The following is a 15766-nucleotide window of genomic DNA, read 5'->3' as shown; positions in this document are numbered from 1 at the left end:
CAGTGCCGCCTCTGAGACTGATCCTGCTTGCGGGCGTGCTTGCCCTGCCGACCGTCGCCACGCTGGAGGCGCAGCCGCGCCAGGCCGGGCCCGCAGCCTCGGCTGCCGGGGCCGGGGTGATTCGCGCCGTCCGGATCGAGGGCGCGCAGCGGATCGAGGAGTCGACGATCCGCAGCTACATGCTGGCCCAGCCCGGCGACCCGTTCGAGGCGGACCGGCTTGACCGCACGCTGCGCACCCTGTTCGCGACCGGCCTCTTCCGCGACGTCTCGCTGCGCCGCGAGGGGGACACGCTGGTGGTGACGGTGGTGGAGAACCCGATCGTCAACCGTATCGTCTTCGAGGGCAACCGCGCGCTCGGCGACGCGGTGCTGCGCGCGGAGCTGCAACTGCGGCCGCGCGCGGTGTTCACCCGTGCCGCCGCGCAGGCCGACCGCCAGCGGCTGCTCGACATCTACGCCCGGCGCGGCCGGTTCGGGGCCCAGATCGAGCCCAAGATCATCGAGCTCGACCAGAACCGCGTCGATCTCGTGTTCGAGATCGCCGAGGGCGAGAGCACGCTGATCCGGCGCATCAACTTCGTCGGCAACCAGGCCTTCTCGACCAGCACGCTGCAAGAGGTGGTGGCCTCGCGCGAGACCGCGTGGTGGCGTTTCCTCTCGACCTCCGACCAGTACGACCCGGAGCGGCTGTCGTTCGACCGCGAGCTCCTGCGCCGGTTCTACCTGAAGAACGGATACGCCGATTTCCGGGTGGTCTCGGCGGTCGCGGAACTCGCCCCCGACCGCACCAGCTTCTTCGTCACCTTCACGGTGGACGAGGGGGAACGCTACCGCGTCGGGAAGGTCGATGTCGTCTCGCAGATCCGCAACCTGGATGCCGACACGCTGCGCGGCGCTGTCGCGGTGCAGGAGGGTGCGTGGTACGGCGCCGACCGCGTCGAGGAGAGCATCGAGGCGCTGTCGCGCGCGGCGCAGGATGCCGGCTACGGCTTCGCCGAGGTGCGCCCGCGCCTGACCCGCAACGCCGAGACGCGCACCATCGACATCGTCTTCGAGATCGTCGAAGGCCCGCGCGTCTTCGTCGAGCGGATCGACATCGTCGGCAATCTCCGTACCAAGGACCAGGTGATTCGCCGCGAGTTCCGCCTCGCCGAGGGTGACGCTTTCAACGCCGCGCGGATCGCGCGCTCGCGCCAGCGGATCGTCGACCTGAACTACTTCGGCAAGGTCGAGGTCACCAATGCGCCCGGCAGCGCGCCGGACCGCGCGGTGGTGCAGGTCGAAGTCGAGGAGAAAGCGACCGGCGAGCTCACCATCGGCGGCGGCTATTCGACCGATGCGGGAGCGCTCGGCACGTTCGGCCTGCGTGAGCGCAACCTGGTGGGCACCGGCCTCGACGGGCAGTTCCAGGTCACGGTGGCACAGCGGCGCAGCCAGCTCGACGTCTCGCTGACCGATCCCTACTTCCTCGACCGCAATCTCGTCGCCGGCGTCGACGTCTTCTACATCATCCGCAACAACCGGCTGGTCTCGAGCTTCGACGACAAGCGCGTCGGCTTCGCGCTCCGGCTCGGCTACGAGTTCAACGAGTATCTGCGCCAGTCCTGGAGCTACACCCTGGTGCAGCGCAAGATCGAGAACATCCAGGCGGACGCGTCGCGGTTCATCCGCGACCAGGCAGGCACGACCACGCTGTCGCAGGTCAGTCAGGTGCTGACCTACGACCGGCGCAACAGCCGGCTCGACCCGACCGACGGCTACGTTGTGCGCATCGGCACGGACGTCTCGGGCCTGGGCGGCGACGTCGGCTTCTTCCGCCCGCGGGTCGATGCCAGCTACTACCTGCCGATCGCCCGGCTGCTGGATCTCCAGGGCACCTATACGCTCGTGTTCAGCGCCGGCGCCGGCTATCTCGTGCAGTACGGCAAGCGCGAACGGATCATCGACAACTTCTTCCTCGGCGGCGAGAACCTCCGTGGCTTCGAGCTCGGCGGCGCCGGTCCGCGCGACCTTGCCACCGACGACTCGCTCGGCGGGCGCCTGATCTGGACCGCGGGGACGGAGCTGCGCTTCCCGATGCCGTTCCTGTCGGAGGATCTCGGTGTGCAGGGTCGCACCTTCGTCGATGTCGGCGGGCTGAGCCGGCCCGGATTCTCCGGACCGAATGTCGCCAACGACACCAGCCCCCGGGTGGGTGTGGGTGTGGGCGTGGCGTGGCGTTCGCCTTTCGGCCTTGTGAACGTTGACCTCGGTTGGGCCGTGGTGAAGAAGAGCTATGACAAGACCGAGCTGATCCGGTTCGGCTTCGGTACGAGGTTCTGATCATGTCGTTCATCCGCACAGCCTTCGCCTCGCTGGCGCTCGCCGCGACGGCCTGGGCGCCCGGCGCGCCGGCGCAGGCGCAGCAGCAACAGCAGCAGCAGTGGTTCGTGCCGGGCCAGCAGCCGCAGCAACAGCAGCGTCCGCCGGCGCAGCGCCCGCCTGCGGCGCAGCCGCAGCAGCGTCCGGCCCAGCGCCCGGCCGCCTCGGCCGGCCAGGTGCCCGGCCCGACCGAGGCGGGAGCGCCGCAGCTGCCGCCGCTCGACCGTTCCCCGCCACCGCCCCCGGCGGTGATCGGCGTGATCGGGGCGCAGGAGGTGTTCGAGGCGTCGGTGGCGGTGCGCGAGGTGCGCCAGACGCTGCAGCGCCGGCTCGCCCGCCTCCAGGAGGATTCCGCGCGCGAGCAGCAGCGCTGGCGCGATGCCCAGCAGGCGCTCGCCGCCGAGCGCGCCCGGCTCACGCCGGAGCAACTGCGCGAGAAGGAGCGGGAGCTCCAGGAGCAGATCACCAACGGACAGCGCATCCTGCGCGAGCGCAACGCGGCGATCCAGGCGGCGGGCCAGAAGGCGCTCGCCGAGGTCGAGCGGGTGATGCTCTACGTGATCCGCCAGGTCGCCGAGGCGCGCGGTCTGACCATGGTGGTGCAGCGCCAGGCGATCGTGCTCGCGGTCGAGGACCATGACATCAGCGAGGCGGTGGCGAACCAGCTCAACCGGGCGCTCACCTCCGTGCCGCTCGACCCGGATCCGGCCGAGGCGCCGGCAGCCGTCCCGCCCGCGCGCCGCAACTGAGCCTGTCGTGATCGGCGATCCCCGGTTCTTTCCGGGCGCCGGCCCATACCCGCTCGCCCGCCTCGCCGAGGCGGCCGGGGCGACGCTCGCCGGCGCGGCCGACCCGGCGCGGCCGATCACGGGGGTCGCCCCGTTGCAGGCCGCCGGACCGGATCGGATCGCCTTCCTCGACAACCGCCGCTATCTGCCGGCCCTGGCGGTCTCGCGCGCGGGGGCCTGCATCCTCGACCCGAGCAACGCCGGTCAGGCGCCCGCCGGCATGGCGCTGCTGCTGACGAAGAAGCCCTATCTCGCCTGGGCGCGCGTCGCCGCGCTGTTCCATCCGCCGCCGGCGGTGGTGCCGGGGATCCATCCATCGGCGACCGTCGCCCCCGATGCCGTGCTGGGACGGGGGATCGCGGTCGGTCCGGGTGCGGTCATCGGCGGTCGCGCGGCGATCGGTGCGGGCACGGTGATCGGCCCGCTCGCCGTGGTCGGCGAAGGGGTGGTGCTGGGGAGCGCCTGCCGGATCGGCGCGGGCGTGGTGATCAGCCACTGCATCGCCGGCGACCGGGTGGTGCTGCATCCGGGCGCCAAGGTCGGGCAGGAGGGGTTCGGATTCGCCGAGGGCCCCGACGGCTTCGTCACCGTTCCGCAGCTCGGCCGGGTGCTGCTCGGCGACGACGTCGAGATCGGCGCGAACACCACGATCGACCGCGGCTCGTCCGCCGACACCGTGGTTGGTTCCGGCACGCGGATGGACAACCTGGTGCAGATCGGGCACAACGTCCGCCTCGGTCGGTGTTGTGTGGTCGTCGCCCAGTCGGGCATTTCCGGATCGACAACCCTGGACGATTTCGTGGTGGTTGCCGCGCAGGCTGGCGTGACGGGACATCTGCGGATCGGCCGGCAGGCCCGGATCGGGGCTCAGGCCGGGGTGATGGAGGATGTGCCCGCGCGCACCGATGTGCTCGGCAGTCCAGCCCGCCCGGCGCGCGAGTTCTGGCGGGCCGTGGCCACACTCTACCGGGCGGCGCGCGAGGGGCGACGCAAGGCGGATTGACGATGGACGGGACGGACGCGGCCGTGACGGCTGAGCCCAAGGCCGAATCGAGGCGGATCGAGGCGCTGGACATCGCGCGCATCATGCACGCGATTCCGCATCGCTTCCCGTTCCTGCTGGTCGATCGGGTGGTCGATGTGGTGCCGAACGCAAGCGCGATCGGCATCAAGAACGTCTCGATCAACGAGAACTACTTCCAGGGCCACTTCCCGACGCATCCGGTGATGCCGGGCGTGCTGATCATCGAGAGCATGGCGCAGACCGCGGCCGTGCTGGTGGTCGAGACGCTGGGCGACGATGCCGCCGGCAAGCTCGTCTATTTCATGATGGTCGAGAACGCGAAGTTCCGCCGTCCCGTCGTGCCCGGCGATCAGATGCGCATCCATGTGCGGAAGGACCGCAACCGCGGCAATGTCTGGAAGTTCTCGGCCGAGGCGAAGGTCGACGGCCAGGTCGTGGCCGAATCCACCTTCGCGGCGATGATCCTGGACCGCTGAGGCGATGCCCGACGTCCACAGCACGGCGCAGGTCGCGCCCGGGGCGCGACTCGCGCAGGGTGTCCGCGTCGGCCCCTATGCGGTGATCGGCGCCGACGTGGCGATCGGCGAGGGTGCCGAGATCGCCTCGCATGTCGTGATCGAGGGCCACACCACGCTCGGGCCCGGCGTGCGTGTGATGCCCTTCGCCACGATCGGCCTGCCGCCGCAGGACGTGAAGTACAAGGGCGAGCCGACGCGCGTCGAGATCGGGCCGCGCACCCTGGTGCGCGAGCACGCGACCATCCACCGCGGCAGCGTGGGCGGCGGCCTGACGCGCATCGGCGCCGACTGCATGATCATGTGCGTGGCGCACGTGGCGCATGACTGCGAACTCGGCGACGGCGTGATCGTCGCCAACAACGTCATGTTCGGCGGCCACGTGAAGGTCGGCGATGCCGCCTATATCGGCGGCGGCGCGGCGATCCATCAGTTCGTGCGGATCGGCCGCAACGCCGCCGTCGGCGGCATGAGCGGCGTCGAGGGCGACGTCATTCCGTTCGGGCTGGTGATGGGCAACCGCGCGCGGCTGACCGGCCTCAATCTCGTCGGGCTGAAGCGCCGCGGCTTCGCGCGCAGCGAGATCAACGCGCTGCGCGCCGCGTTCCGCCTGCTGTTCCGTGACGAGAACGGCACCTTCGCGCTGCGCGTCGCCGAGGCCGCGCGCCGGCATCCGACCGATGCGCTCGTGCAGGAGGTGATCGGCTTCATGCGCGCGGGCGGGCGCCGTCCGCTCTGCCGTGCCGCCGGCCCGGCCGAGCTTGATCTCGGCGAGGAGGCCGAGGCCAACGGGGCGGTCGAGACCGCCGCCTGATCCGTGACCGACGGCACGCTCGGCATCATCGCCGGCGGCGGGCAGGTGCCCGCGCAGCTCGCGGCCGCCGTCGCCGCCACCGGCCGTCCCGTGTTCGTGCTCGCGCTCGAGGGTCATGCCGACCGCGCGAGTGTCGCGGCTTTTCCTCATGGCTCCATGAGGCTCGGCGCGGTGGGCGAGGGGCTCGCGCAACTGCGCGCGCATGGCGTCACGGATCTCGTGCTCGTCGGCACGGTGCGCCGACCATCCCTGCTCACGCTGATGCCCGATGCGGAGGGCGCACGGCTGCTCGCGCGGATCGGGCGTGCCGCCTTCGCCGGCGATGACGGTCTGCTCGCCGCCATCGTGCGCGTGCTCGAGGAGGAGGGGTTCCGCGTCCATGGCGTGCAGGCGGTGATGGCGGGGCTCACCGCGCCCGAGGGCGTGCTGACCTCGCGCGCGCCGACACCCGAGGACGAGGCCGACATCCTGCGGGGCGCTGCGGTCTGCCGCCTGCTCGGCGAGGCGGATGTCGGCCAGGCGGTGGTGGTGCAGCAGGGGCTCGTGCTCGGCGTCGAGGCGATCGAGGGCACGGATGCGCTGCTCGCGCGTTGTGCCGGGCTACGCCGTGACGGCCCCGGTGGCGTCCTGGTCAAGCGGGCCAAGCCCGGCCAGGAGCTGCGCGCGGATCTGCCGACCATCGGCGTGCGCACGGTCGAGGGCGCGGCCGCGGCCGGACTCGCCGGCATCGCGATCGAGGCCGAGCGCACGCTGATGCCGGAACGCGCGGCGACCATCGACGCGGCCAATGCGCGCGGTCTCTTTCTGGTCGCGCGCCGCTTCACGCCCTGAGCGCGTCCGCCTACTCTGCCCCCCTCATCCGAGGAGGGACTCCATGAGCGACGGGCGTTTCCTGCACACCATGATCCGGGTCGGCGATCTCGACCGCAGCGTGAAGTTCTACACCGAGCTGCTCGGCATGAAGGAGCTGCGCCGCCGCGACGTGCCCGAGGGCAAATACACGCTCGCCTTCGTCGGCTACGGCGACGAGGCGTCGAACGCGGTGATCGAGCTCACCTACAACTACGGCGTCGACAAGTACGAGCTGGGCAACGCCTTCGGCCATCTCGCGATCGGCGTGCCCGACATCAAGAGCGCGGTCGAGAAGGTGCGCGCCGCCGGCGGCAAGGTGACGCGCGAACCGGGACCGGTGAAGTTCGGCACCACCGTGATCGCCTTCGTCGAGGATCCGGACGGCTACAAGATCGAGCTGATCGAGCGCAAGCCATCCTGAGGCGGCGATGGACCCGCGCGATCGCTGGTTCGAGGACTACCGCGAGGGCGAGACGATCGCGTTCGGCGACCGCACGGTGACCGCCGAGGAGATCGTCGCCTTCGCGCGCGAGTACGATCCGCAATCGTTCCATCTGAGCGAGGAGGGCGGGCGCGCCACCCCCTATGGCGGCTTGATCGCCTCGGGCTGGCACACCGCGGCGCTCACGATGCGCATGCTGGTCGATCACGTGCTGACGCGCCATGGGCTCGGCTCGCCGGGTCTCGACGAGCTGCGCTGGCTCGCGCCCGTACGGCCGGGTGACCGGCTGCGCTGGCGGGCCACCGTGCTGGAGGCGCGGCGCTCGCGCTCCAAGCCCGATCGCGGCATTGTCCGCCAGCGCGTCGAGGCCTTCAACCAGAAGGGCGAGCAGGTGCTGTCGTGGACGGCGGCGGGCCTCGTGCGCTGCCGCACGCCTGCGCCCGACGCGGCGGGCTGATGGGTTTCGTCCACCTTCGCGTCCACTCCGCCTACTCGTTGTCGGAGGGTGCGATCAAGCTCGAGACGCTGCCCAGGCTCGCGGCCGAGGCGGGCATGCCGGCGGTGGCGTTGACCGACACAAACAACCTGTTCGGCGCGCTGGAGTTCTCCTCCGCCTGCGCCAAGGCCGGCATCCAGCCGATCGTCGGCATCGAGCTCGCCCTCGCGCGCGAGGGTGCGGACGCCGCGTCGCTCCACACCGATCCCGTGGTGCTGCTGGCGAAGGACGAGCCGGGGCTTGCCAATCTGATGCGGCTCGCCTCGCGCGCGCATCTCGATCCCGCGCCTGGGGCGCTGCCGCATGTGACCCTCGCGACGCTGCTCGATCACGCCGAGGGGTTGCTGCTGCTGACGGGCGGCACGCGCGGTCCGCTCGCGCGGTTGCTGCTCGACGGGCAGGAGGCGGCCGCACGGCACTGGCTCGAACGCCTGGCCCATCGCTTCGGCGATCGGCTCTGCGTCGAGCTGCATCGTCATGGCGTCGCCGAGGAGCGCATCGCCGAGCCGGCGATGCTCGCGCTCGCCGACGCGCTCGGCCTGCCGATCGTCGCGACCAATGACTGCTTCTTCGCGACCCCCGCGATGCACGAGGCGCACGATGCGCTGCTGTGCATCGCCGATCGGCGGCTGCTCTCGGAGGAGGACCGCCGCCGGGTGACGCCGGAGCACTGGTTCAAGGACGAGCCGGCGATGCGCGCGGCCTTCGCCGATCTGCCCGAGGCCTGCGACAACACGATCGCCCTCGCGCGCCGCTGCGCGGTGATGGCGCGGCCGCGCGATCCGCTGCTGCCCGTGAGTCCGAAGGTCCAGCCCGGCCGGACCGAAGCCGAAACGGTGCGCGCCATGGCCGAAGCGGGGCTCGCGCGCCGGCTCGCCGTCCTCGGCGTGAGCGAGGCCGACGCCAGGCCGTATCGCGACCGGCTCGACTACGAGCTCTCCGTGATCGAGAAGATGGGCTTCGCGGGCTACTTCCTGATCGTCGCCGACTTCATCCAGTGGGCCAAGGCGCAGGGGATTCCGGTCGGGCCGGGGCGCGGCTCGGGGGCGGGATCCGTGGCCGCCTGGGCGCTCGCGATCACCGATCTCGACCCGATCCGGTTCGGCCTGCTGTTCGAGCGTTTCCTGAACCCAGAGCGCGTGTCGATGCCCGATTTCGACATCGACTTCTGCCAGGACCGGCGCGACGAGGTGATCGCCTATGTGCGGCGCGAATACGGCGCCGATCGTGTCGCGCAGATCATCACCTTCGGCAAGCTCCAGGCGCGCGCGGTGGTGCGCGATGTCGGCCGCGTGCTCGGCCTGCCCTTCGGTCTTGTGAACAAGATCGCCGAGCTGATCCCGAACAATCCGGCCAAGCCGGTGACGCTGGCGCAGGCGATCGAGGGCGATCCGATGCTGCGCGCGATGCGCGACGAGGACGAGCAGGTCGCACGGCTGATGGAGATCGCGCTCCAGCTCGAAGGGCTCTACCGCCACGCCTCCACCCATGCCGCGGGCGTGGTGATCGGCGACCGGCCGCTGATCGAGCTCATTCCGCTCTACCGCGATCAGCGTTCGGAGATGCTGGTCACGCAGTACTCGATGAAGCATGTCGAGCAGGCGGGGCTGGTGAAGTTCGACTTCCTCGGCCTGACCACGCTGACGATCCTCCGCCGCGCGCAGGAGATGCTGCGATCGCTCGGCATCGAGGTGGACCTCGACCGGCTGCCGCTGGATGACGCGCGCACCTACGCGATGCTCCAGCACGGCGACGCGGCGGGCGTGTTCCAGTTCGAGAGCCAGGGCATGCGCGACGTGCTGCGCCAGATGCGCCCCGACCGCTTCGAGGACCTGATCGCCGCGGTCGCGCTCTACCGCCCGGGCCCGATGGCGAACATCCCGGCCTATTGCGCGCGCAAGCACGGCGAACCGTGGGAGCCGCCGCACGAGGCGATCCGCGACATCCTGGCGGAGACCTACGGCATCATGGTCTACCAGGAGCAGGTGATGCAGATCGCGCAGGTGCTGGCGGGCTACTCGCTGGGTGGCGCCGACCTGCTGCGCCGCGCGATGGGCAAGAAGATCCGCGCCGAGATGGAGAAGCAGCGCGCGGTGTTCACCGAGGGCGCGGTCGCGCGCGGCATCGATCCCGCCAAGGCGGCCGAGATCTTCGACCTGATGGAGAAATTCGCCGATTACGGCTTCAACAAGAGCCACGCCGCGGCCTATGCGCTGGTCGCCTACCAGACGGCGTGGGTGAAGGCGAACCATCCGGTGGTGTTCCTCGCCGCCTCGATGTCGCTTGCGATCGCGAACACCGACAAGCTCGCTTCCCTGAAGGCCGAGGCCGAGCGCATGGGCATCGAGGTGCTGCCGCCGGACGTGAACGCCTCGGACGCCGATTTCCAGATCGAACGCGGCGCGGACGGGGCCTTGCGCATCCGCTACGCGCTCGCAGCGGTGAAGAAGGTCGGGCTCGCGGCGATGCGGGGCCTGGTCGCCGAGCGACAGCGCGGCGGGCCGTTCCGCTCGGTCGCCGACTTCGCCGCGCGCATCGATCCGCGCAACCTGAACCGGATGCAGATCGAGTACCTCGCCCATGCCGGCGCCTTCGACAGCATCGAACCCAATCGGCGCCGCATCGCCGAGGGGGCCGAGGCGATCATCCGCCGCGCCGCCGCGATGGCCGAGGACCGCGCGAGCCATCAGATCGGCCTGTTCGGGGCCAACGGGCCCGAGCCGCTCCGGCTGCCGGAGGTGGCGGACTGGCCGGTCATGGACCGGCTCGCGCACGAGGCCGAGGCGGTCGGGTTCCACCTGACCAAGCATCCGCTCGATGCCTATGCGGTCGCGCTGCGGCGGCTCGGCGTGGTGCGCGCCGCCGCGATCGCCCAGCGCGTGGGGGCCGGCGCGGGCCGCATCAAGCTCGCGGGGTCCGTGGTGGCCGCGAAGGAGCGTCCGACCCGCACCGGCGCGAAGATGTGCTGGCTCCGGATGTCGGACGCCTCGGGCAGTTTCGAGGTGACGCTGTTCAGCGAGGTGCTGAGCCGAGTCCGTCCGCTGCTGGTCGCGGGCGAGCGGCTGCTCGTCACCGCCGACGCGCGCGCCGAGGGCGAGACCGTGCGGCTGACGGCGGTGGAGGTGGAGAAGCTCGATCCCGCGGTGGCGGCCGCCGGCACCGGGCTGAAGGCGTGGCTCGCCGACACGGCAGCGATCGCGCCGATCAAGGCGATCCTGAGCGAGGCCGGGCGGGGCAGGGGACGGGTCATCCTGGCGCCGCGTCTGGAGAACGGCCAGGAGATCGAGGTCGCGCTGCTGGGCGGCTACGCGATCTCGCCGGCGCTGGTGCCGGCGATCGCGGCGCTGCCGGGCGTGCTGCGGGTCGAGGAGGTGTAACCGCCCTCAGCGGGCGCGGGCGAGGACGCCGTCGGCCCAGGCCTCCAGGTCACGCGCGGAGCGGTTCACGCTGCCGACCTGCCGATGCAGGGCGCCAAGTCGCGTCGAGAGCCCCACCGCGCCACCCTCCAGCGCGTGCACCGCAGCGCCGAGCTCGCCGAGCGTGGCGCGGAACCCGGCCATGGCCTCGCGCTGCTCGGCGAGCGCGGCCTCGAGCGAGGCGAGGGCTGCCGCCAGACGATCCTGGCCGCGCGCAGGCTGACGCACGCGCTCCATCGGGAATGGAATGACCTGTCCCGTATCGTCCTTGTGCATGACCCAATCCCCTGCGAGGTCCCGGTGGTTAATGAGACGTTAAAGGGGGGAGGCAAATCAATCCCCGCGTGTGTATGCAGGGTGTCAGCCGAACAGCAGCCCCATCAGCACGGCCGAGAGGATCACCACCACGGAGAGGGTGAGCAGGCGGCGCAGCCAGAGATAGCGCCCGGGCACCAGCCCCTCGCGGGCGCCGCTCTCCTCGGCGGCCCACACGCCAAGGAAGCCCGCGATCAGGACCGTCAACGCCGCCCAGGCCGGCAGCATCAGCGCACCCCAAGCGATCAGGGCCGGCACGACGCCGAGGGTGAGCCGGGTGCGCGCGTGCCGTGTCTCGGCCTCGGCGGTGGCGGCAAGCGCCAGCCCCCAATGCACCGCGCCGAGGAAGGCGAGGATCACCGCGCCATAGCCGATCAGCGCGATGAGCGCGAAACCCCGCCACCCCTCAGGGCCGATGAAGGCGCCCGCCGCGCAGGCGGCGAAGGGGATCAGGCCGCCGAACCCGAGCCAGAACGCCGGGAAGGGCAGGCCGCGCGCCATCAGCCCGACACGGCGGCGATGCGGGCGAGTGTCTCCTCGCGGCCGAGCGCGGCGGCGACGTCGAAAACCGGCGGCGAGGTGGTCGAGCCGGTCAGCGCCGCTCGCAGCGGCATGGCAAGATCCTTCAGCTTCATCGACCTGGCCTCCGCATGGGCGCGCGTGGCGGCTTCCAGCGCCGCCGGCTCCCACGCCACGCCGTTCCACGACGCGGCCAGCTCGCGCAGCGCGATCCGCGCCTCGGGGGTCAGGAGCCCCTCGGCCTTGGGCTCCATCGGCAGCGGTACGGCCCGCGCCAGGAACGCCGCGGCATCCGTCAGATCCTCGAGGGTTCGCGCGCGCTCCTTGAGCCCCGCCATGAGCTTGGCGATGCGCTCGGCGGTGATCGCGCCGACCGCGCCCTCGGTCCGGCGCGCGAGGCGTTCCAGCACCAGCTTCGTCAGCCGCTCGTCGTCGGCACGGCGCAGCCAGATCCCGTTGAGATGCGCGAGCTTCTGGTAGTCGAAGCGGGCGGCGGCGCGGCCGACATCGGCGAGATCGAAGATGCGCGCCGCCTCGTCCATCGCGATGACCTCGATGTCGCCATGGCCCCAGCCGAGCCGCAGCAGGTAGTTCGCCACCGCCTCGGGCAGATACCCCTGGTCGCGGAAATCGAGCACCGACACCGCACCGTGGCGCTTGGAGAGCTTCGCGCCGTCCTGGCCGTGGATCAGCGGGATGTGGGCGAAGGCCGGTCGCGCCCAGCCCATCGCGTCATAGACCTGGCACTGGCGGAAGGTGTTGGTGAGGTGGTCGTCGCCGCGGATCACATGCGTGATGCCCATGTCGTGGTCGTCCACCACCACGGCATGCAGGTAGGTGGGCCGTCCGTCCGAGCGGAGGATGATCATGTCGTCGAGCTCGGCATTGGCGACCCGCACCGTGCCCTGGACGAGATCCTCGACCACCGTTTCGCCCTCGCGCGGCGCCTTGAGCCGGATCGCCCCCGCCACACCGGGCGGCGCCTCGGCCGGGTCGCGGTCGCGCCAGGCGCCGTCGTAGCGCGGCGGGCGGCCCTCGGCGGTCGCGCGCTCGCGCATCGCCTGAAGCTCCTCGGGCGTCTCGTAGGCGTAGTAGGCACGCCCCATGGCGACGAGTTGGCGCGCGACCTCGGCGTGGCGCTCCTGGCGCGCGCGCTGCGACACGGGCGGCTCGTCGGGCGGGATGCCGAGCCAGGTGAGGCTCTCGATGATCTGCTCGACCGCGCCCGGCACCTCGCGCGCCGTGTCGGTGTCCTCGATGCGCAGCAGATAGCGCCCGCCATGACGGCGCGCGAACAGCCAGTTGTAGAGCGCGGTGCGCGCGCCGCCGATGTGCAGGAAGCCGGTGGGCGAGGGGGCGAAGCGGGTGACGACGGACATCGGAACTCCTCCGGGCGCGGTCGCTTAGCACGCGGCCGGGGCGGCTGTAGAGTGCGCGTCATGGTTGCGGGCGCATGAGCACCGTCGCGCTTGCCCGGTTCGGCACGGTCGACCGGGTGGGCTGGCGCGGTCGGCTCGCCGGACTCGGCGCGCTCGCGGCCGCCGAACGGTCACGGCTGTTCCTGTGGCTGCCGGTGGCCATGGCGGCGGGGGTGGCGTGGTACTTCGCCCTGGCCGGCGAGCCGCCGCTCTGGCTAGGGCCGGCAGCGCTGGTGTTGGCGCTGGGCGCGGTGATGCTCAGCCGCCGCACCCTGCGCGCCCTGCCGGTGGCCGTGGCGGCCCTGGCTGTCGCCGCGGGATTCTCGGCCGCACAGCTCCGCACCGCGGCGATGCCACCGGCAGTGCACGAGCTGCCGTTCCGCGCCGTGGTCGCCGAGGGCACGGTGGTCTCGGTCGACGTGCTCCCGGAGGGCCGGCGGGTGCGGCTCTCGGCCGTGCGGTTGGGGCCGGACGAGCCGGCGCTGCCACGCGACCTGCGCCTTCGTCTCGCACCAGGGGATGCGACCCCGCTGACGCCGGGCGACCGGGTGCGGCTACGCGGCCTCGTCCGCCCACCCGGAGCGCCCGCCGCACCCGCGGCTTTCGATTTCCAGCGCGTGGCCTTTTTTGATCGGCTCGGCGGCGTGGGATTTGCCCTCGGACCGGTGGATGTCCTCGCGCCCGCTGCTCCGTCCTCGACCGGCCAGCGACTTGCCGCGCTGCGTCAGAGCGTGGTCGCGCGCACCCTCGCCGCCGTGCCCGGCACCGAGGGCGCGGTCGCGGCGGCGCTGCTGACGGGCCAGCGCGGCGCGATCCCGCCCGGCGAGCTCGCGCGTATCCGCGACTCGGGGCTCGCGCATCTGCTGGCGGTGTCCGGGCTGCATGTCGGCATCGTCGCGGCGCTGGGGTTCCTGCTGGTGCGGCTCGCACTCGGGCTCTGGCCCTGGGCGCTGCTCCACCTGCATGTGAAGAAGATCGCCGCGGTCGCTGGAATCGTTGGCGGTCTCGGCTACATGCTGCTGACGGGCAGCCAGGTGCCGATGCAGCGCGCGATCGCCATGGCAGCGCTGTTCGCGCTCGCGGTGGTGCTCGACCGCAGCGGCGTGGGCCTGCGTGCGCTCGCACTCGCGGCCTGCGTGGTGCTGCTGATCCAGCCCGAGGCGCTGCTCGGCCCCTCGTTCCAGATGAGCTTCGCCGCGGTGCTGGCGCTGATCGCGGCCTGGGAAACCGCGCGCGGCACCTGGCTGTCGCCGCGCGGACACCGCAGGCTGCTGGTGCGGGCGGGCTACGGCGTGCTGGCGCTTGCGTTCACGTCGCTCGTCGCCTCGGCCGCGACCGCGCCGTTCGCGGCGTTCCACTTCCAGCGCGTGCAGGTCTACGGCATCGCGGCCAACGCGCTCGCGGTGCCGCTGACCTCGGTCTGGGTGATGCCCTGGGGCATGGCGGCGCTGGCGCTGATGCCGCTCGGGCTGGAAGGGATGGCGCTGCGGCCGATGGCGTTCGGCATCAGCGGGATGCTCGCCGTGGCGCACGAGGTCGCGTCCTGGCCCGGGGCGGCGCCGCGCCTGCCGGCCATGCCCGTCTGGGGCGTCGCCGCCTGCGGGTTCGGGCTCTGCTGGCTCTGCCTCTGGCGCACGCGGCTGCGTCTGCTCGCCGTGCTGCCGCTCGCGCTCGGGCTTGCCTCGCCGTGGCTCGCCCGCCCACCCGATATCCTCGTGTCTCCCGATGCGCGGCTGATCGCGATCCGCGCCGAGGGCGCGCTGCATGTGCAGAGCCTGCCGGGGGCGAGCCGGTTCGTGCGGGGCATCTGGGAGGAACGCTCGGGTGGACTCGCGTTCGTCCCCCTGCCCGAGACCGGGCGGCCGGCTGCGTCGATCGACTGCACGCCGGGCGCCTGCGTGATGGGAGGGTCGGCTGTGCTGCTGCGCGGCGACTCGCCGGGGCGCTGGTGCGGACGGGTCGCGGTGGTGGTCTCCGCCGAGCCGGTCTGGGGGCGCTGCACCGGCTCGGCCGCGATCGACCGGTTCTCGGTCTGGCGCGACGGCGCGCACGCGGTGTGGCTGGGCGACCCGCCGGTCGTGCTGTCGGACCGGGCGTGGCGCGGCGAGCGGCCCTGGGTGGCGCCGGTGCCGCGCACACGGGCGCAGCGCGAGGCCGACGCCCTGCCGCCGGCGCCGCTGGACGAGTAACGCTTTCTCAAGGTGCTGGGGTCCATGGTCCGATCGGAGGAGACCGATGCCCCCGATCGCCGATACCGACCCCGGCTGGTACCGCGCCCAGAAGCGGCTTCTGGACGAGGTCGAGCACGGCGTGCGCGAGGCCAACCGGGCCGTCATCGGCCAGCGCGTCCCGGAACTCACCCGCGACGCGTTCCTGCGTCTCGCCACGATGGTGGCGCGGCTGCGCGCCGAGTACCTCGCCGCCGCCCTGTCGCTCGGCAAGGACACGCGCGGCGCGGTCACCGCCGAAGAGATCGCCCGGCTCTCGAAGCTCCGCAGCGCCTATGACGAGACGCGGATGGCCTTCGAGGCGCTGGAGCGCGCGCTCAGCCGCGGCTATGTCGATATCGCCGACCCGCGCCTGAGCCGCACGCCGTTCTGAGGCCCGGTCAGCCAGTCGCAACCCGGACGACTCCGGGCGCGACCACGGCCACCAGCACCGAGATCGTCAGAATCCGCCACAGGCCCGTCCGCTCGGCCTGGCGCGCCCGCGGCGCCGGTTCCATCAACGGCGGGGCGTCGTCCTTCGCCGTCCCGGTCATGATCCTCCTCATGCGTTCCGGCATACCGGAACCCAACGCACGC

15 protein-coding genes are annotated in these 15766 nt (G+C 72.0%); 11 read left to right on the top strand and 4 right to left on the bottom strand.

What is annotated here, in order from left to right; translation table 11 throughout:
• Positions 1–2: 2 nt before the first annotated feature.
• From bamA to dnaE, 9 genes are read left to right on the top strand one after another with little or no spacing between them, the layout of a single operon-like run.
• Positions 3–2324, top strand: a complete 2322-nt coding sequence (bamA, locus tag F563_RS0108880; protein WP_019014314.1) for an outer membrane protein assembly factor BamA — start codon at positions 3–5, stop codon at positions 2322–2324.
• Positions 2325–2326: 2 nt separating this feature from the next.
• Positions 2327–3112: an OmpH/Skp family outer membrane protein gene (locus F563_RS0108875; protein ID WP_019014313.1), complete on the top strand. Its 786-nt coding sequence runs from the start codon at positions 2327–2329 to the stop codon at positions 3110–3112.
• 7 nt (positions 3113–3119) lie between these two features.
• Positions 3120–4154, top strand: coding sequence for a UDP-3-O-(3-hydroxymyristoyl)glucosamine N-acyltransferase (gene lpxD, locus F563_RS0108870; protein WP_019014312.1), 1035 nt, complete (start codon positions 3120–3122; stop codon positions 4152–4154).
• A 2-nt stretch (positions 4155–4156) separates the two neighbouring features.
• A complete protein-coding gene (gene fabZ, locus F563_RS0108865) occupies positions 4157–4651 on the top strand; it encodes a 3-hydroxyacyl-ACP dehydratase FabZ (protein WP_019014311.1) in 495 nt (164 codons plus the stop codon).
• A 4-nt stretch (positions 4652–4655) separates the two neighbouring features.
• Positions 4656–5504 (top strand): acyl-ACP--UDP-N-acetylglucosamine O-acyltransferase, encoded by an 849-nt coding sequence (gene lpxA, locus F563_RS0108860; protein ID WP_019014310.1) that lies wholly within the window; start codon positions 4656–4658, stop codon positions 5502–5504.
• Between the two features lie 3 nt (positions 5505–5507).
• Positions 5508–6335 (top strand): LpxI family protein, encoded by an 828-nt coding sequence (locus F563_RS0108855; protein WP_019014309.1) that lies wholly within the window; start codon positions 5508–5510, stop codon positions 6333–6335.
• Positions 6336–6378: 43 nt separating this feature from the next.
• Positions 6379–6777, top strand: coding sequence for a lactoylglutathione lyase (gloA, locus tag F563_RS0108850; RefSeq protein WP_019014308.1), 399 nt, complete (start codon positions 6379–6381; stop codon positions 6775–6777).
• Positions 6778–6784: 7 nt separating this feature from the next.
• Positions 6785–7255, top strand: coding sequence for a MaoC family dehydratase (locus tag F563_RS0108845; RefSeq protein ID WP_019014307.1), 471 nt, complete (start codon positions 6785–6787; stop codon positions 7253–7255).
• A complete protein-coding gene (dnaE, locus tag F563_RS0108840) occupies positions 7255–10671 on the top strand; it encodes a DNA polymerase III subunit alpha (RefSeq protein ID WP_026299445.1) in 3417 nt (1138 codons plus the stop codon). Before F563_RS0108845 ends, dnaE begins: the two co-directional genes overlap by 1 nt.
• A gap of 6 nt (positions 10672–10677) precedes the next feature.
• Here dnaE and F563_RS0108835 read toward each other — a convergent pair whose 3' ends face one another.
• From F563_RS0108835 to gltX, 3 genes are all read right to left on the bottom strand, one after another.
• On the bottom strand, positions 10678–10986 hold the full coding sequence (locus tag F563_RS0108835; protein ID WP_026299444.1) for a hypothetical protein: 309 nt from the start codon (positions 10984–10986) through the stop codon (positions 10678–10680).
• Positions 10987–11070: 84 nt separating this feature from the next.
• The gene (locus F563_RS0108830; RefSeq protein WP_019014304.1) at positions 11071–11526 is read right to left on the bottom strand and encodes a DUF3429 domain-containing protein; all 456 of its coding nucleotides are present in this window, start codon (positions 11524–11526) and stop codon (positions 11071–11073) included.
• Complete coding sequence (gene gltX, locus F563_RS0108825) at positions 11526–12923, bottom strand: glutamate--tRNA ligase (protein WP_019014303.1); 1398 nt, start codon at positions 12921–12923, stop codon at positions 11526–11528. The genes F563_RS0108830 and gltX overlap by 1 nt, the downstream gene beginning before the upstream one ends.
• 74 nt (positions 12924–12997) lie before the next feature.
• On the opposite strand from gltX, the gene F563_RS22105 reads away from it, so the two are divergent.
• Both F563_RS22105 and F563_RS22100 read left to right on the top strand, forming a co-directional pair.
• Positions 12998–15151: a ComEC/Rec2 family competence protein gene (locus F563_RS22105; protein WP_019014302.1), complete on the top strand. Its 2154-nt coding sequence runs from the start codon at positions 12998–13000 to the stop codon at positions 15149–15151.
• A gap of 46 nt (positions 15152–15197) precedes the next feature.
• Positions 15198–15563, top strand: a complete 366-nt coding sequence (locus F563_RS22100) for a hypothetical protein (RefSeq protein ID WP_019014301.1) — start codon at positions 15198–15200, stop codon at positions 15561–15563.
• 7 nt (positions 15564–15570) lie between these two features.
• Here F563_RS22100 and F563_RS24775 read toward each other — a convergent pair whose 3' ends face one another.
• Positions 15571–15723: a hypothetical protein gene (locus tag F563_RS24775; RefSeq protein WP_156825121.1), complete on the bottom strand. Its 153-nt coding sequence runs from the start codon at positions 15721–15723 to the stop codon at positions 15571–15573.
• Between the last annotated feature and the right edge of the window lie 43 nt (positions 15724–15766).

Source organism: Elioraea tepidiphila DSM 17972 (assembly GCF_000378465.1).
Lineage (GTDB): Bacteria > Pseudomonadota > Alphaproteobacteria > Acetobacterales > Acetobacteraceae > Elioraea > Elioraea tepidiphila.
Note: the sequence above shows the minus strand (reverse complement) of the source record. Positions and strands in the feature narration are given on the sequence as shown.